At 61.8% G+C, this 15,930-nt stretch carries 16 protein-coding genes; 3 read left to right on the forward strand and 13 right to left on the reverse strand.

Features of this window, described 5'->3' with window-relative positions; all coding sequences use genetic code 11:
• Positions 1–304: 304 nt before the first annotated feature.
• The gene (locus HFK74_RS28175) at positions 305–739 is read left to right on the forward strand and encodes a hypothetical protein (RefSeq protein WP_180206370.1); all 435 of its coding nucleotides are present in this window, start codon (positions 305–307) and stop codon (positions 737–739) included.
• 110 nt (positions 740–849) lie between these two features.
• Here HFK74_RS28175 and HFK74_RS28180 read toward each other — a convergent pair whose 3' ends face one another.
• The 4 genes from HFK74_RS28180 to HFK74_RS28195 form a co-directional block, all read right to left on the reverse strand.
• A complete protein-coding gene (locus HFK74_RS28180) occupies positions 850–1,476 on the reverse strand; it encodes a hypothetical protein (RefSeq protein ID WP_180206371.1) in 627 nt (208 codons plus the stop codon).
• Complete coding sequence (locus tag HFK74_RS28185) at positions 1,473–2,426, reverse strand: MvdC/MvdD family ATP grasp protein (protein WP_180206372.1); 954 nt, start codon at positions 2,424–2,426, stop codon at positions 1,473–1,475. Before HFK74_RS28185 ends, HFK74_RS28180 begins: the two co-directional genes overlap by 4 nt.
• Positions 2,426–2,842 carry a hypothetical protein gene (locus HFK74_RS28190; protein WP_180206373.1) on the reverse strand — a complete coding sequence of 139 codons (417 nt, stop codon included), beginning with the start codon at positions 2,840–2,842 and terminating at the stop codon, positions 2,426–2,428. The genes HFK74_RS28185 and HFK74_RS28190 overlap by 1 nt, the downstream gene beginning before the upstream one ends.
• Before the next feature lie 95 nt (positions 2,843–2,937).
• Complete coding sequence (locus HFK74_RS28195; RefSeq protein ID WP_180206374.1) at positions 2,938–3,894, reverse strand: threonine dehydratase; 957 nt, start codon at positions 3,892–3,894, stop codon at positions 2,938–2,940.
• A 96-nt stretch (positions 3,895–3,990) separates the two neighbouring features.
• Here HFK74_RS28195 and HFK74_RS28200 point away from each other — a divergent pair, with 96 nt between their 5' ends.
• Entirely contained in the window at positions 3,991–4,800 is an 810-nt protein-coding gene (locus HFK74_RS28200) for a helix-turn-helix transcriptional regulator (protein WP_180206418.1), read from the forward strand.
• Between the two features lie 12 nt (positions 4,801–4,812).
• Here the strand turns inward: HFK74_RS28200 and HFK74_RS28205 are convergent, their stop codons facing one another.
• Positions 4,813–5,508, reverse strand: coding sequence for a tRNA (adenine(22)-N(1))-methyltransferase TrmK (locus tag HFK74_RS28205; protein ID WP_306669927.1), 696 nt, complete (start codon positions 5,506–5,508; stop codon positions 4,813–4,815).
• A gap of 203 nt (positions 5,509–5,711) precedes the next feature.
• Between HFK74_RS28205 and HFK74_RS33320 the strand changes: the two genes are divergently transcribed.
• Positions 5,712–6,008 carry a hypothetical protein gene (locus HFK74_RS33320; RefSeq protein WP_257230450.1) on the forward strand — a complete coding sequence of 99 codons (297 nt, stop codon included), beginning with the start codon at positions 5,712–5,714 and terminating at the stop codon, positions 6,006–6,008.
• A 652-nt stretch (positions 6,009–6,660) separates the two neighbouring features.
• On the opposite strand, the gene HFK74_RS28210 is transcribed toward HFK74_RS33320, so the two are convergent.
• From HFK74_RS28210 to HFK74_RS33460, 8 genes are all read right to left on the reverse strand, one after another.
• Positions 6,661–8,211 (reverse strand): sensor domain-containing diguanylate cyclase, encoded by a 1,551-nt coding sequence (locus HFK74_RS28210; RefSeq protein WP_180206420.1) that lies wholly within the window; start codon positions 8,209–8,211, stop codon positions 6,661–6,663.
• Between the two features lie 6 nt (positions 8,212–8,217).
• Entirely contained in the window at positions 8,218–9,837 is a 1,620-nt protein-coding gene (locus HFK74_RS28215) for a mechanosensitive ion channel family protein (RefSeq protein WP_180206375.1), read from the reverse strand.
• 111 nt (positions 9,838–9,948) lie between these two features.
• Positions 9,949–10,965, reverse strand: coding sequence for a succinylglutamate desuccinylase/aspartoacylase family protein (locus tag HFK74_RS28220; protein ID WP_180206376.1), 1,017 nt, complete (start codon positions 10,963–10,965; stop codon positions 9,949–9,951).
• Between the two features lie 15 nt (positions 10,966–10,980).
• Positions 10,981–11,955, reverse strand: a complete 975-nt coding sequence (locus tag HFK74_RS28225) for a DMT family transporter (protein WP_180206377.1) — start codon at positions 11,953–11,955, stop codon at positions 10,981–10,983.
• Positions 11,952–12,650 carry an ABC transporter permease gene (locus HFK74_RS28230; RefSeq protein WP_180206378.1) on the reverse strand — a complete coding sequence of 233 codons (699 nt, stop codon included), beginning with the start codon at positions 12,648–12,650 and terminating at the stop codon, positions 11,952–11,954. Before HFK74_RS28230 ends, HFK74_RS28225 begins: the two co-directional genes overlap by 4 nt.
• An 18-nt stretch (positions 12,651–12,668) precedes the next feature.
• Positions 12,669–13,382: an ABC transporter permease gene (locus HFK74_RS28235; protein WP_180206379.1), complete on the reverse strand. Its 714-nt coding sequence runs from the start codon at positions 13,380–13,382 to the stop codon at positions 12,669–12,671.
• A 141-nt stretch (positions 13,383–13,523) separates the two neighbouring features.
• The gene (locus HFK74_RS28240; RefSeq protein WP_008065666.1) at positions 13,524–14,312 is read right to left on the reverse strand and encodes a transporter substrate-binding domain-containing protein; all 789 of its coding nucleotides are present in this window, start codon (positions 14,310–14,312) and stop codon (positions 13,524–13,526) included.
• Between the two features lie 26 nt (positions 14,313–14,338).
• Complete coding sequence (locus HFK74_RS33460) at positions 14,339–15,886, reverse strand: aminotransferase class I/II-fold pyridoxal phosphate-dependent enzyme (protein ID WP_306669928.1); 1,548 nt, start codon at positions 15,884–15,886, stop codon at positions 14,339–14,341.
• Positions 15,887–15,930: the final 44 nt, after the last annotated feature.

Below are 15,930 nucleotides of genomic sequence, written 5' to 3' on the forward strand. Positions count from 1 at the left end.
AGTGGTGGGGCAAAGCCTTTTGCTTCCTTTTTGGCGTTTGAAAAAGGGAGTCGCTGTAACAGCGAAACCATAAGTGGCCGTTACCGCAGCAATGGATATCCCCCCAATCCAATTCTTAAATACAACCCCACGCTGCCCTCTCACCACCCTTAGGGTCCATCCGAAATATGGCAACACCAAGACCGATGAAACCCGGGATTCGTCGAGTCAAGAACACATCCCCTGTGGTTTTTTCTTCATGAAATCTATTGATTTCCAAGGATGAGCTACCATAGCTAAACCGTTTTTTTATCCGGAGAAGATTATGCATCGATTGGTTAAGCCGTCGGATTATGTTCTTCAGACTGCGCTGGACAAAATGGTCTACATGCTTCCCTGGGAACGACGACATTGCCCGGGAAACCCCACCGAAGAGCCCGAGCAAGGCGCCCTGCTCTATAACCAATACATCCTGAATTTCCTGCACGGTGTGGCACCGCGAACACCAAGTGAACGAATCGTTGAAATCGCCCAATGGTGCCTGGCGCTAGCCGGAGAGCCTGCGCGGGCGTTAGCCGATGATTTGTCTGCGGCTTACCTCAGCCGGTACAGCTTCGTGCTCGCTGACATTTCAAAATTCGACGACGAGTCGAGAGAATTTCGCGGGCACCTGGCGCTCTGGCCTGAAGAAATCAAAAAAATGCCAGCGAATCTGGTGATGGCTTTACGCGCCCGGGCTGCAGGCCTCATGTCGCGCTGACGTCCCGAATAGCCAAAAATCGGGGGCAGGCCTGTAAATGGCAAGGCGTTGGCCTGCTCCCTTCGCAAACGAGCGAAATGCGTCAGCGCTGAGCCACTTCACCCGTTTATCTACCAGGTACAACGAATCGTAGTGATCACCAGCGCTACCAACTGACAAACAGGTGTCCAGGCGACCTGGACATTCAACAAAAGGATAAAGGCCAGAAACGCCCTGAGCAGAAAGGCGTGAGTCATCTTTATGCAGGACACCTTGCGATTGGTCCCGGTGTGGTTGTACCTCACGGCAAGCAACAGCTTCTCCACCAGCTCGGGCTTGGGATCGGTCTTGCACCACGTGCTCGCCAGGTCGCTGGCGTCGACCCGACTTGAGGTTGAGACCTTGAGCGTTTCGAATGCCCAGAGGCCCGCCCGGAACAGATACAAGGTGGCCAGAAAGAAGATGGCCAGCGAGACGATGCTGTAGCTGATCGTCGATTTGTCGCTCCAGATGCCCGGAAGCAAAGAGGCTAAAACTGGTGCAAGCGCCGTGACGGCTGCCAGATAGATGCTGGCCTTGCCGTCTGCGGTTTTTCGGCGATCCGACTCGGCATCATCGAGGCGTCGCGCTTCTTCAAGCGCCGCATCGGTGTCAACGTCCCAGTTGGCCGCCCGGATACTCGTGTTGTCTTGCTGATGCCCGGCCTCTTGCTGGGTGAGCGTTTGCAACTCGGGCCAGATCAACTCTAAAAGGTTCATGGGCGGCCAATGCCTTGCAGTTCATCGACAATGGCGCTGGCAATTGGCGCGCCGGCGACGTTTTCCAGCCACGCCCACTGCCCATTGGGATTGATTTCCAGGAACCAGTACCTGTCGTCGTGATCACAGACCAGGTCGATAGCGCCAAACCGCAAACCCAATGACTGCGTCAGCTCGATGCATTGTTCCTCCAGACGTGCGGGCAGCTGGATCAGTTCATGCTTGAGGTCGGTATGAGCCCCCCGACGCCAATCCACCTGGGTCTGTGAATGCACCTGGGACCAGATCGCAACGGCAAATACACGCTGCCCCACCACCGTCACCCGCACGTCATACTTCTTGGCGATCTCCTGCTGGACGATAATCGGGGCAAGGGCTATCGCGCCTGCGTCAGTCGACGCGAGATCATTGAGCCTGGTGGTAAATATGATGCTCTCGTTCTCCCCGGTCAGCAGTGCTTCACGCAGTGGTTTGACAATGCAGGCGTGGTTGTCCGTGATCTGCCGTACCGATTGCAGGTCGTTGGTGATGCGGGCCGCAGGCACATCGAATCCCAGGCGGTGGGCGTGCAGCAGCTGCCGCGGTTTGTCCTCCGCCAGGACAATCTGGGTCGGTGAATTCAGCCAGCGTCCTTCAAGGCGCATGTACAGGCTCTTGAGCAAGCTCGCCCACTCGGACTCTGCATAACGGCGGGCCGCCTCATCGGTGATGTCGGGGCTAACCTGTGGCTTGCCGGGTCGCCTGAAATAGGCGCCCGTCACCTGCGAGCCATGGACGGTCCTGGTACCGGATACGAGCGTCCAGTCGTCGCGCACCCGGTCCGAAAACGTACACAGCATTGAAGGCAGCAGCTCGGTGTTCAGGCGGAAAAAATCGACACCGCGGCGCCGCATTTCGAGTACGACGAAATCCATGGTGATATCCCGCTGATGGGTCACCAAAAGCAGCATCAGCGCTGTCTCTGCCAGGCCATGACGTCGACGCTTTCATAGTCCAGGTTAAAATCCGTCGTATCGTCCTTTTCCGAATACGCGTGGGTTTTGGTGATCAACTCGAGTAGCGATGGGTCGTCATCGTCACGTTCAGGCGACAGGCTGGTTTTGGTTTCCAGCTCAAGGGGGTATCGGAACAGGATTTCCTTGTCGTCGTCCTCATCATCGGCCTCTTCCACCCGGGCGTGGGTCTTGGTCAAGGTTTCGGCCATCTGCCGACACTCAATGATCGGTACGACGCCTTGCTCTGTTTCGACGACCCAAACGTCCAGCTCAGCGGAGTAAGACCCGCCAATAGTGGCTTCACCGCTACGTTGAACCGCGCGTGGAACGAGAAAAGGCGTGGCATCGGAGGACGAATTCAACCTGGACATGGCTGCAGTACCGGTCAGTGTGCATAGGCCTTATTGTTCGCGGGACACCCTCAATAATAGTCGAGCACGCAGATTTCTCACCGAGATCAAACCCTTCACCCAATCACGCGCGCATACACCGATCTGTCGACATTGCCACCGGACAGAATCACCCCCACTTTTTTGCCCCGCATTGCTTCACGCTCCTGGATGAGCGCTGCCAGGGCGGCCGCGCCTGCCCCTTCGGAGAGGTTGTGGGTATCGGTGTAATACACGCACATGGCCTCGGCAATCTGCGCCTCACTGACCGACACGATCCGCTCGGCACCCGCCGCGTAGACAGCAAAGGCCTCGGCAATCGGCTTGCGCACGGCCAGGCCGTCGGCAAAGGTATTGGCCGAGGGGGTCTCACATATAACACCCACTTCAAAGGATAATTTCGCCGCTGCAGCCTCAGTGGATACCACGCCCACCACTTGGGTTTTCAGGCCCAGCGCGTCGCGGGCGGCGATCACTGCGCAAATCCCCGAGCCACAGCCAATCGGCACGTAGACGGTATCCAGGTCCGGCGCCGCCTTGAACAGTTCGAGGGCATAGGTGGCCACGCCCTTGACCAGTTCGGTGTGGAACGGCGGAACCAGATAGAGGTCGTGGGCCTGCGCCAGGCGTGCGGCCTCCTCGCGGGCCTCATCGAAATCCCGGCCATGTTCGACCACTTCGCCGCCAAAGCCGCGCATGGCGTTGTTCTTTTCCAGCGAGTTGCCCTGCGGTACGACAATCAGCGACTTCAAGCCCAGCGCGCTGGCCGCCAGCGCCAGGCTCTGACCGTGGTTGCCGCGGGTGGCGGTGACGATGCCCCGCACGCCTGGATGCGTGCGCTTGAGCCAGTGCATGAAGGTAATGCCGCCACGTACCTTGAATGCGCCTGTGGGTGTGTGGTTTTCGTGCTTGACCCACACCGTGCAACCCAGGCGCTCGGCCAGCAAGGGCCAAGGGTACTGCGCGGTGGCAGGCATCACCTGGTAAACCAGGCGAGCGGCTTGTTCGATATCGTCGCGAGTCAGTGTGTACATGAGGAGGCTCCCAAGGGTTTGGCCCAGTCTAGACACGCACGCCATTGGCCGGCTTTCAAAAAACCGACCTGACTTTTGCGCCCCTCCTTGACTACTATGGTGCCCATGAACCGTCCCAACCGCCTGCAACCGCCATTCCCGCCTGAACCGGTGCGCCGTGTCGAGGCCGGGCCGTGGGCGATCGAACTGCTACCCGGCAGCGCCTACGCGACCCGATATGTCGCAAGCCAGGCGGCGATTGGCTTTGCCTTCGACAGCCAGCGCGGCCTGCACGCCATTGGCAGCGATCGGGTGCAACCCTTCATTGCCGTGCCCAACGGCCTGGCGTTCGTCCCCGCCGGGTGTGACGTATTGTCCGAATCGCCCAAGGGCGGTGAATACCTGCGGTTGATGCGCACCGACGGTTTGGCGCTGCCGGGGGATCGGGCCTTCAACAACCGCATCGATCCCCAGGCGACTGCCCTCGCCCTGCGAATGCGCGGCGCGCTGTTGCAGGCCAGCGTGACGGATGATTGGGAGGCCTGGGCTCTCGCGTTGGCCGAACGGGCCGAGGGTAATGACGCAGTGTCGGCACCGCTGCAAGGCTCGATAACCGCCAACCGCATGCGCTTGCTCGATGAGTTCATCGACGCCGGCCTCGGCGGCCCGCTGGGCGTGCAGGCGATGGCGCAGTTGCTCGGGTTGTCCGAAGGTTATTTCCTGCGTGCATTCAAGCACGCGACCGGGCAAAGCCCGCACAGCTATCTGATCGACCGCCGCCTCGCCAAGGCGCGTGCCCTGATGCGCGATTCGACAGCGAGGCTGGCGGACATCGCCCACGCCTGCGGTTTCAACTCCCAGGCGCACATGACGACCACGTTCAAGCAGCGTCTTGGCGTGAGTCCGGCGCAGTTGCGTGGTGGCTAGCGGCCGGCGGGGTTAAGCCAGCAACTCGGTGATCCAGCGGACCTGGCGGGCGATATCCTGCACCTTCTCTTCGGGTACGGCCTGCCGCGCCCGGGCGAAATGGCTCAGGGTCTTGTGCTTGAGGCGCAGCATTCGCTGCCACTTGGCCAGGAACACCGGGCTGCGGGCTTGCATCTGCAGTGGGCCGAAGTACAGCTGCTGGGCGCAATACTGCGTAGGCCCGACGCGCTCGGCGACGATGATTTCGTAATAGAAGCGATTTTCCTGCAGCACTTCCTCGCAGAGGATGCGGTAGCCATTGTCCATCAGCCATTGGCGCAGGGGCTGTTCGCCGCCGTTGGGCTGCAGGATCAGGCGTTCCTGGCCGCTCAGGCGTGCCTTGCCGCTGTCGAGGATGTCGCGAATGGTCTCGCCACCCATGCCGCAGAGGCTGATCGCGGTGATCCGGTCTGCCGGCTCGATCGCGGCCAGGCCATTGGCCAGGCGTACCGTGATCGCCTGGTCTTGGCCGCTCTCGCGCACGGTGCGTTCAGCCGCGCGAAACGGCGTCAGCGCCACCTCGCCGGCCACCGCTGCGCTGATCGCGCCACGGCGCATCAACGCCACCGGCAGGTAGCCGTGATCCGAGCCGATATCGGCCAGGCGCGCACCCGCTGGCACATGCGCCGCCACGCGCTCCAGGCGCATGGACAATGTCTGTTCGTTCAACTGCAACCCCTTTTCACCCCGAACCTGAGGCACCTTTGGCCCAATCGAGGGGGGCGATTCTGTCGAGTAACGCCGTGCATTTCAAATTTATGCGACAAGGGCGCCATGACGGTTGATCGGCAGCACGCTCACCCAGGCCCCAGGCCGACTAGACTGAACAGGCACACCATCGGTTGCCAACCGCTTGAGCCAGGGGAAACGGGATGACCGCAATCACAGTGCGCCACTGCTCGTCATGGGTCCTGCCCTCTCTACTCGCCATCAACCTGATGCTGACAGCGGGCTGTGCAGGCAAGACCGCCACGGCTCGCAACCCGGGCTCCAGCACAGGCTCAAGCTGCTATGCCAAAGCGCTGCCCACCGCTGGCGAAGGGGGCCTCGCGTTTGGCTCCACCTTGAGCATTGCGCGGCAGAAATCGCTGAATAACTGCATACGATATGCCGGTCGCTCGGGGGGGACGCCGGGTACCTGCCAAGTGGTGTTGTCGGAGTGCAGGTGATCGGGCTGCAGCGGGGTGGGTCAGGTTTCCCGCGTTATCGTTGACGTCCATCGCGGGCAAGCCTCGCTCCTACAGGGAAATGCGCACACCCCCCGATCAGGTCGGCCGGTAGGCCGCCTCGCGTGCTTTTGATCTGGCTTTGGCTTTTGATTTTCTTGCCCCATCGGGAGGCCGAGTGGAGGTTCTGCGCAGTGGGTAAACCGGCAGGGATGCCGGTTTAGCAGCGCTGGGCCAAGGATGGCCCATCGCGGCGGGCCCACGGAGCAGGACCGGAGCGAGGGTATGCCGAGCATTAGCGAGGCACCGAACGCCAGGGGCAAGAGCCCTTGGTTACTTGGGGCTTTTCCAAGTGACTCGCCGTAAGGGCGAAACCCTAGGTGGCCGTTGCCGCAGGAATGGATATGTACACCTGAAAGACAATCATCGTCTGTCAGGACGCCTTCGCCGGCAAGCCTGGCTCCTACAGGCTCTTCCAAGTGACTCGCCGTAAGGGCGAAACCCGCCGTTGCCGCAGGAATGGATAGGTACACCTGAAGGACTACCATCGAATGTCAGGACGCCTTCGCCGGCAAGCCTGGCTCCTACAGTGGGTCGGGTACAGCCATGAGAGATGGATCGGCTGTCAGGCCGCCTTCGCCGGCAAGCCGGGCTCCTACATGGCCTTGGTCATGGCAATACCCTTTCGCCCCAGCTGCTTGACCCCATACATGGCCTGGTCAGCAGACCTGAGCAAGGTATCGAGCGTCTGCCCATGCAACGGACACAGGGCGATGCCAATACTGCACGAAAGTGAAATTTCCCCCGCGCTGGTCACGATTGACTGGCCAATCGCCTCCAGCATCTTCGAAGCCTTGAGCTGGGCGTTATCAGGATCGGCCAGGTCAGTCACCAGCACCACGAACTCATCACCCCCATAACGGGCAACGGTGTCCTCCCCACGCGTGGCGCCCAGCATGCGACTGGCCAGCGCCCGCAGGACCTGGTCGCCGACCTCGTGGCCGTAATGGTCGTTGATGTCCTTGAAATGATCCAGGTCGATCAACAGCACGGCAAACGGCACCCGCTCGAGCTGCCAATGGGACAGTGCCTGTTCGAAGCGATCGGCAAACAGGTAACGGTTGGGCAGATCGGTGAGCACATCGTGGGTGGCAAGGTAGGTAGAACGCTGGTGCTGGACTTCGGCCCGCTCCAGTGCCTTGAAGTGCCGGACCAGCAACAACGGAATCAGCACGAACGCCGCACCCAACAGCACCAGGAGCAGCAAGGTCTGCCCGCTGAGGACGTCGGCAAAACGCAACTGCCGTTCAAACAGCAACGTCATCGGCTGGGACGCACTGCGAATCTCGACCCGCTCTTCGAGCAGCGGCAGGAAAAATCGATCGACGAAACCGGTCTTCCCGGACCCCGTCGCAAACACATGGCTTTCAGTCCCGGCAGCGGTCTGCAGCACAGCGCGGATGTGCACCCGCGGGTCCAGGTTCGCATGCATCACCGCATCGAGCAGCGACCCGGTCCTGACCAACAGCAAGGCAACCATGGTGCTGCCGAAGAAATTCGGCCGGGAGCTCTCGCGCATCCGTTCAGGCCGGCTGACCGATTGCATCAGAATGAACGCCTCGCCGCCCTCGTACATGGTGAACACCGGCGATACCACAGGCTTTGGATTGTTGTAGGTGCGGGCCAGCGCATGGGACAGATAGCCGACGGTTTCCAGCCTGACGCCGTAGATCGCATTGGCCTCAGTGAGCACCGGATACATGAACAGCACCGGCCAGGTCTCGCGCAGAAAGGCCTGGTGCCGGGCCGGTTGCTGGGTAAGGGTGGGGAAATCCTTGAGCGTGAAGTCCGGTCGCCAGGTACGGCGCAACAGTGCTTCGAAGGCGGACTGCTCGGCCACGGGCACCGCGCGTGCAGCTTCGAGCATGTACAGATGCGGGTAAGCCGCCATCACCGCGGCGGCATAGCGCGCCGCCGCTTCGGTGTCGCTCTGGTCGACCGCCTGGAGAAAGGCCGAGAACCCGGCCAGCACCGCTTCGTTGGTATCGAGCTGATTGCGCACGATGCCGGAAATATTCTGCACGTATTCGGAAAAGCGCGTTTCCCGACGCTGGGTTTCGGACTTGAGCAGCAAAAGCGCAGACATGCCCATCAGGCCCAAGGCCAGGAGAATGAAGCCGGCAAAAGCACGGTGGCGTTTAGTCAGTTTCACTCAGGTCTGCTCGGTTTTCTGCGCCGGTGATGCATACCACTTGTCCCTGGGCACCCGCTTCTCGTGCTCAGGATCGCCCAGATAGTGCGGCGACATGATCTGCACCTCGTACTCGTTGAACACATCCTGGATGTTCGCGTGCAGCATGCTCAACAACAGCGCGCGCGGGCGTGGCTGACTGGGGATGGCCTGGGCCACCAGGCGATACTCGGGATAGAAATCCGACAGGGCTGTCTGGAACACCTGCGCCGGCGGCTCATCGAGCACCCCGGGGGTGCGCCGGGCGGCTTCCAGCAGCATGGCTTCGACCTGGCGCCACGGCGTGTCGTAGCCGATGGTCACCACGGTGTCGACCACATAACCCGGGCCTTGCACGGTGCGCGAATAGTTCTTGGTGACGGTGGCGGTGATCATCGAATTGGGCAGCGTCAGCACTTCCCCAAGGCCCGTGCGAATGCGCGTGGTGAACATGCCCAGCTCAGTCACCGTGCCTTCGTATTCGCCAATGCGCACGAACTCGCCGGGGCGCAAGGTGCGCGTGTAGGTGAGGATCAACCCGGATGCGGCCTGCCCGACCACGCTGGTGGCGCCCAGGGAGATCATCAGGCCGATCAGCACCGACAAACCCTTGAAGGCATCGGTGCCGGCACCCGGCAAGTAGGGATAGGCCATCGCCAGGGCGAACAGCCAGATGGCCAGGGACGTCAGGCGTTGGGTCGGTTGCAGGGTTTCCTGATTCAACCAGCTGAAGGTGCCGGGCGTGGCCATGCGCCGCAGGATCCGCCGGGCAAAGACTGTGATACCCCGGGCAATGAAGAAAATCGCCAAGGCCACGCCCAGACCGGGTATGGCGCCGACGATGCCCTGGAACAGATGACCGGCGACTTCCAACAGGTAGTTGTTGAGGCTTTCGCCCCAAGGCCGGGTGTAGGGAAACCGCGACAGGACAAAACCCAGCCATTCGTAGGTCAGCAACAGCACAACCAGCCAGCGTAGTATCCCCAGCAGGCGGCTGACAAGCGGATACAGGTAGTTGGCATCGATCACCTGCACCTGTCCGACTTTCAACGCCTGGGTGTGCCGCTGCATCAGGTCCGGCAGCTTTTTCAGCAGGCGACGGCGCAGGTACGCCATGCCCCAGAGCAACGCAAGATAGATACCGGTGGCCAGCGCTGCGACCACCAGTGACCTGAGAATCAGCCGCAGGTTGCGGGCTTCCTGGGTTTCAGCCACCACCAGGCGGAGATTGTCGGCAGCACTTTCTGCCGCCTGCCTGACCGATTCGAACTCGGTGGGATCGACATCCTTGGGGGAAACGATAAAAGCGCGTTTCGAGCCCAGCAGCACCAGGTAACTGCTCTGAATGGAGTCGAGGGTGACACGCAGATCGTCCGCTTCATCCAGGGCTTCGTTAATCACTGTTTTTGCACGTTTGACCCGGATTGGCGGCGCTTCACCGAGCACCGCACCGCGGAAAACCATGATGCTGCGATTGGCGATTTTCAGCTCCGCAGGCGCAGGTGGAGCCTCCAGCGGCTGGGTGGCGTCCTCGGCCCAAAGCAGTACCGACCAACACATCGTGACAATGACGATCAATGGGGCGAGCAACCTGCTCCGCATGCATCGGTTCCTTACGTCACAGGGTTCTGGACAGGGGTACGTATCGCAGCGTAGACCAGCGATGAGCGGTTGTCATGAACGCCGGTGATCGGCCATTGCCACGGCGTCGACTCAGTTGGGGTCCAGCAGCCCGCCACTCCAGTGACGCGACTGGCGACTACCGGTGAACTTCGCCACGCCCATGCCCCGGGCGATCAGGCGATCGCGGTAGCGTGTAACCAGGCGCCCGGTCTGCTCGGCATACAGCACCACTTCGGAGGACGTGTCGCCAGGGCGGCGCAGGATGCGGGCGAAGCGCTGCCCCTGCTCGACGAGATCGCCCAGTTCCTTCTCGAAGATCAGTACCCCGGGATGCGGCGCGAGAATGGTCTCCATGTGGCCCATCTCCACGGCCTCGACAGGCCAGTCAGCGGGCGACAGCGTATCGTCGATGACGCCATAACCGCAGAGCCAGGTGTAAAGCCCCTGGGCATCCTGCTCGGCGAAACGGTCGCTGACGTCACCCTGCCCGCGCAGCTCCAGGGTCGCGGCCATGCGGTGCCCGGTCGTGCCGTCTCGCAGCCAGGGCGCGATGATGGTTTCCTCGAACGATCCGTCGCCGCCGTCATCCCAGATGATCGCCACGTCCATCTGCAGCGCCGCCGCCAGTTCACGGCCACGGGGCCAGAAACTGCGGTGCACGTAGAGGTAGGGCAACGCTTCGTCGTCCGTGTGCAGGTCCAGCATCACATCCGCCGGTGCCGCCAGTTGCACCAGTTTCTGTTGCCACTCCTGGACATTGGTCGAAGGCTGCTCCATGGCGGCCGACTGATCGAAGCCACGGTTGAAGTTCTGCCCGCTGCCATCGTGAAAACGCCCCAGGATCCGCCCCTGGCGAAACTGGCCGATGCCCAGCGGATTGGCCTGCGGCACCACGGTCACGCTGCCTTTGAGCCGGCCCTGGGATTCGGCCACCTCAAGGCGCTGCATCAACAGGTGCAGCACCAGCATGCCGGCGATTTCATCGGCATGCACCCCGGCCTGCAAGTGCACCTTCGGCCCACCGTTGGCGCCCTCGAAGCGCCAGGCGCCGACAGGTACCGGATCACCATTGTTGTTGTGAACGTTGAACGAAACATCCTGCGCCATGGGCGTGTCCTCCTGTCATTGATCCACGACACCCGCCTGGCCGCGATCGGGCTTGCTCTCGGCCGCTTCGGGATAAAGGGGCTGCGACACCGAGCATTCGGCACCGACGACGTCCTGGGACGGGTGCCGGCCGAAAATCATCGCCAGGGTGCCGCTGACCGCGATCAACCCGGCGCCGATCATCAACGACACATCCATCAGCGTGCCCCAGATCAGGCTCGACAGCAGGAACGCCCAGATCAGCCCGGTGTACTCGAACGGCGCCAGCACGGTAGCGGTGGCACGCTGGAAACTGGCGAACAGCAGGAACTGGCCAATGCCGCCCATCAGCCCCGCACCGAGCATGCCCAGCCAGGCCGGAACCGGTGCCGGGGTGTGGGTCCAGGGCAACGCCAGCGCCATGCAAATGGCAAACACCACGTTGGTGATCAGCATCTGCTCCAGCACCGAGGTCTGCTCATCCACTTGGCGCAACTGGATGTAGGTGAACGCCCAGCACATCGCCGCCAGCAGGGTCAGGACAATCGGCAGCGGATCGCCCATGTCGCTGGGGCGACAGGCGATCACCACGCCGATGAAACCGATGATCAGGGTGAACCACTGCCAGCTGTTGACCCGTTCCTTGAGAATCGCCGTCGCCAGCACCGTGACCATGATCGGTGCCGAGAAATACAGGGTGGTCATCTCCGCCAGGGTCAGGTCGCGGGCCGCCGTGTAGTACAGCAGCCAGGCCGCGATCGACAGCAAGCCGCGCACCACCAACAGCCGCCGGCTGGACGAACGCCAGGCACGCCGCACCAGTTGCAAACGGCCTATCAGTAAACAGGCGAGCACCACCACCAGGGCGCGCCAGAACAGGATGGTGAACACCGAATAATCGGCCACCAGCCACTTGATGCCGGCATCCTGCAAGGACAGGAACGCGTAGCCCAGGGTGCACAGGCCAATGCCTTGCAAGGAGCGGTCAACCAATGGCGTATTGTTCATCATGCGGACCTGCGAACCGGGGTGCCGCGACGCTCGGCGAAGGCGAAAAGCGCCTCGATCAGGAACGTCAGGCACACGTAGACACCCGCCACCAGCAGCAACGGCTCATACACTTGCAAGGTTTGCGCACGTACCACGTTGGCCGCGCCCAACAGATCGATCACCGCGATGGTCGAGGCCAGGGCCGTGGATTTGAGCAACATCACGGTTTCCCCGGCCAGGGTCGGCAACAGCAAGCGCAGCGCCCGGGGCAAACGCACCCGCAACAGGGCCTGGCGCGGGGTCATGCCGAACGCCGACGCCGCTTCCATTTCACCTTTGGGCACCGCCAGCAGGCCGCCGCGGATCACTTCGCCGACATAGGCCCCCACCGACACCACCAGGGCGAACACGATGTACCAGTAGCCGTCCCGCAGGTACGGCCAGAGGAAACTGCCGCGTATCAGCGGAAACTGCGCAAACAGGCTGCCTAGGCCGTAATAAAAGATGTAGATCTGGATCAGCAAGGGGGTACCGCGGGTGACGCTGGTGTAGAACAGGCTGAGCTTGGCGATGACTCTGTTTTTCGAGATCCGCGCCAGCGCCACCAGCACCGCCAGGAAAAAACCGAACACACTGGCAAGCAACAGGATCGCGATGGTCGTTTGCAGCCCTCGGGCCAACAGCGATGCGTATTCAACTATCCACGCTGGAATCATTTCATTCTCTTTGCCGGTTCAGTCAACAAGAGGCATCCAGCGACGAATGCGTCGCTCGAGCCGTCCCGACAGGTAGTTGGACGCCAGCGTCACCGCGTAATACAGCGCCGCCGCCGTGAGGTAGAACAACAGGTAATGACGGGTCGAACCCGCGCCCTGCCTGGCGGTGTACAGCAGTTCATTGGTGCCGACCACGCTGATCAGGGCGCTGTCCTTGATCAGGTTGATCCACAGGTTGGCCATCCCCGCCATCGCATAGGGCGCCATGATCGGCAGCGTGACGCGGCGGAACAGGCCGAAACCGTGCAGGCCGAAGGCTTTCCCCGCTTCGATCAGGCCAAAGGGGATGGCCTGAATCGCCGCGCGGAAAATCTCCGAGGCGTAGGCGCCCTGCACCAGGCCCAGCACCACGATCGCCGCCAACGGGCCGCTGACGTTCACCGCGCCGTAACCCAGGGTTGCCATCAGTGCGTTGAGCAGCATGGAGCCGACGTAGTACAGCAACAGGATCAGCAACAGCTCCGGAACCGCGCGGAACAAGGTGGTGTAGCCACGCGCCAGCGCTGCAATCGGCCTTGGCCCGCCCAACTTGAGGCAGGCCACCACCAGGCCGATGGCCAGCCCGAGCACGAAGGCGCCAGCGGAGATCTGCAGGGTCATCCATAGCCCCCTGAGCAGCGCCGCGCCCCATCCTTGCTCGCTGAAACCGATCAAATCGAACATTGCTGGCATTTCACACCCTCAATTCACCACCGCGCCCCCGCCCACCGTTGTAGGAGCGAGGCTTGCCCGCGAAGGGGCCCTTGAGGCCGCCAAAAGCTTCGCGGGCAAGCCTCGCTCCTACAGGGAACGGTATTCCCGATGGGCTTGCGCTTAGAACGCCGGCTTCACGCTGGTCCCGAAATAACTCTGGGACAGGTCGTCGTAGTCCTTGCTCGCCAGCAGTTCCTGGATGGCCTTGTCGAGTTTGGCCTTGAGTTCGGTGTCGTCCTTGCGCAGACCGGCGCCCACGCCCTTGCCGAAGATCGGGTCGTACGGCACGGCGCCGAGGTACTCCAGATTGCTCTTGCTGGCATCCGGGGTCTTGACGAAGGCCGCCATGGCGGTGCCGTCGGCCATCATCAGGTCTAGACGACCGGCAATCAGGTCGGCGTTCACCGAGTCCTGGGTATCGTAGTACTTAACGTCGGCGATTTTTTCGTAGTAGGTCTTCAGGTAGCTGGCGCTCACCGTGGAGTTCTGCACGCCGATGGTCTTGCCCTTGAGGTCGTCCGGGTACTTTTTGACGACAGCGTCCTTCGGCCCGACGATCGCAACCACGGAGTCGTAGTAGGCCTTGCTGAAGGCGATCTGTTTTTCCCGCTCTTCGGTCACCGACATCGAGGAAAAGATCACGTCGATCTTCTTCGCCAACAGCGACGGGATGATCCCGTCCCACGCCACTTCCTTGATCTCGCACTCGGCTTTCATTTCGCTGCACAGCTTGTGGATCAGGTCCACTTCAAAGCCTTTCCATTCGCCGTTGGCCTGTTTCTCGGTGTACGGCGGATAGGGTTCGGCGGCGACCGCGAACCTGATCGGTTGAGCCTGCGCCGCGCTCATGCCAGCCAGCATTACTGCGGCCACGCCAGTCAACCAGTGTGCCAAACGTCGATTTCCCATGGTTTTTGCCCCGTCTTTTGTTGTTTTTAGCGAGTTTGATGAGCGTTGACGAATTGCCGGCAACGCTCGCTGCGTGGGTGTACGAACACTTCGTCGGGCGAACCGGTTTCCTCGATCAGCCCCTGATGCAAAAACGCGACTTTGGAAGAGACATCGCGGGCGAAGGCCATTTCATGGGTCACCAGGATCATGGTCCGGCCTTCTTCGGCGAGAGAGCGGATTACCCGCAGCACTTCCCCGACCAGTTCCGGGTCGAGTGCCGAGGTGGGTTCATCGAACAGCATGACCTTGGGCCGCATGGCCAAGGCCCGGGCGATGGCCACCCGTTGTTGCTGGCCCCCGGAGAGAAACGCCGGATACTCGTTGCGCTTGGCCGCCAGCCCCACGCGTTCCAGCAAGGCTTCGGCGCGCTCGGTCGCCTCCGCGCGGCTTTCACGCAGGACCTGGGTCGGCGCTTCGATGAGGTTTTCCAGCACCGTGCGATGGGGCCAGAGGTTGAAGTTCTGGAACACCATGCCCAGGCTGGAACGGATGCGTACCAGCTGTTTGGCGTCTGCCACCAGGGGCGCGCCGGGGCGGGTGTGGTTCAGGTGAATGCTTTCGCCGTCCACCAGGATGCGCCCCTGGTCCGGGACTTCGAGCATGTTGATGCAGCGCAGCAAGGTACTTTTGCCCGAGCCGCTGGCGCCGATCAGCGAGATCACCTCGCCTTCTCGCGCCGTCAATGAAACGCCCTTGAGCACCTCGATGTTGCCGAAGCGTTTGTGCAGGCGATCGACTTCGATCATGGTTCGCGCAGTGACCGGCTCGTTGACCGGCCCACTGGTGACGCGGCTGACCACGGGCTTGGGGGCTTGAACTTTCAGTGCCAGGACAAAATCGCGGATACGCTCGGAGGTCTTGGCCAATGCCAGTGTTTGGGCATGCGCGACCAGGGCGGAGTCAGCAACGATCCAACCCATGCACCAACCGGCCATCGGGTGGGCTGTCGACAGGCTGCCGATCACTACACAACGCTCGGCCATGCCCGGCGCTGCCGCGAGACTCAAGTGCGGGTGCTGCAGCGTCAGCTCCCCATGGACCTCCTCGACCACCACCCACAGGTCATGGGCGATGGCGAGTCCGGCGATCGTTTGCAATGCTTCGTGGTTGAGCATCCCGCCGTTCGGGCTCGACAGGAAAATCGCCCGGGTGCGCGGGGTAATCGCCTTGGCCAGCAGCGCTGCATCAATGGACGCCACCCGCACCAGCGTGGCGCCGCAAGCCTTGAGTGTCGCCTCGCAGGCCTGGTCTATCGGATCGAGGACAATCACCTCGTCCCCTGCGGCAAGCAGGCACATCGACGTGACGAACAAGGCGTCCTGCGCCCCGGCCAGCGTGATCACGTTCGCCGCTTTCAGCTCACGACCCAACAGCTTGCCATAGTGCTCGGCAATCGCTTCGCGCAAGGCCAGGCGATCGGCAAGTTGGCCGCCTTCAATAGCAGCATCGGTGATGAAATCGGGGGCGGGAAAATCCGGGTCGTCAACACTGGGCGTGATTGAGTTGTGCTCAACAAAGGGTGAAAACCGCATGCCAGTGCCTCGTTCAATATGAAGAAACGCAAGCCCGCAACCAG

This window comes from Pseudomonas sp. SbOxS1, from assembly GCF_013416725.1.
Taxonomy (GTDB): domain Bacteria; phylum Pseudomonadota; class Gammaproteobacteria; order Pseudomonadales; family Pseudomonadaceae; genus Aquipseudomonas.

Bases quoted from the DNA above. Each gene is read 5' to 3' on its own strand.
- HFK74_RS28175 (WP_180206370.1), top strand. From the start codon at position 305: ATGCATCGATTGGTTAAGCCGTCGGATTATGTTCTTCAGACTGCGCTG.
- HFK74_RS28180 (WP_180206371.1), bottom strand. From the start codon at position 1,476: ATGAACCTTTTAGAGTTGATCTGGCCCGAGTTGCAAACGCTCACCCAG.
- HFK74_RS28185 (WP_180206372.1), bottom strand. From the start codon at position 2,426: ATGCTGCTTTTGGTGACCCATCAGCGGGATATCACCATGGATTTCGTC.
- HFK74_RS28190 (WP_180206373.1), bottom strand. From the start codon at position 2,842: ATGTCCAGGTTGAATTCGTCCTCCGATGCCACGCCTTTTCTCGTTCCA.
- HFK74_RS28195 (WP_180206374.1), bottom strand. From the start codon at position 3,894: ATGTACACACTGACTCGCGACGATATCGAACAAGCCGCTCGCCTGGTT.
- HFK74_RS28200 (WP_180206418.1), top strand. From the start codon at position 3,991: ATGGTGCCCATGAACCGTCCCAACCGCCTGCAACCGCCATTCCCGCCT.
- HFK74_RS33320 (WP_257230450.1), top strand. From the start codon at position 5,712: ATGACCGCAATCACAGTGCGCCACTGCTCGTCATGGGTCCTGCCCTCT.
- HFK74_RS28215 (WP_180206375.1), bottom strand. From the start codon at position 9,837: ATGCGGAGCAGGTTGCTCGCCCCATTGATCGTCATTGTCACGATGTGT.
- HFK74_RS28220 (WP_180206376.1), bottom strand. From the start codon at position 10,965: ATGGCGCAGGATGTTTCGTTCAACGTTCACAACAACAATGGTGATCCG.
- HFK74_RS28225 (WP_180206377.1), bottom strand. From the start codon at position 11,955: ATGATGAACAATACGCCATTGGTTGACCGCTCCTTGCAAGGCATTGGC.
- HFK74_RS28230 (WP_180206378.1), bottom strand. From the start codon at position 12,650: ATGATTCCAGCGTGGATAGTTGAATACGCATCGCTGTTGGCCCGAGGG.
- HFK74_RS28235 (WP_180206379.1), bottom strand. From the start codon at position 13,382: ATGCCAGCAATGTTCGATTTGATCGGTTTCAGCGAGCAAGGATGGGGC.
- HFK74_RS28240 (WP_008065666.1), bottom strand. From the start codon at position 14,312: ATGGGAAATCGACGTTTGGCACACTGGTTGACTGGCGTGGCCGCAGTA.
- HFK74_RS33460 (WP_306669928.1), bottom strand. From the start codon at position 15,886: ATGCGGTTTTCACCCTTTGTTGAGCACAACTCAATCACGCCCAGTGTT.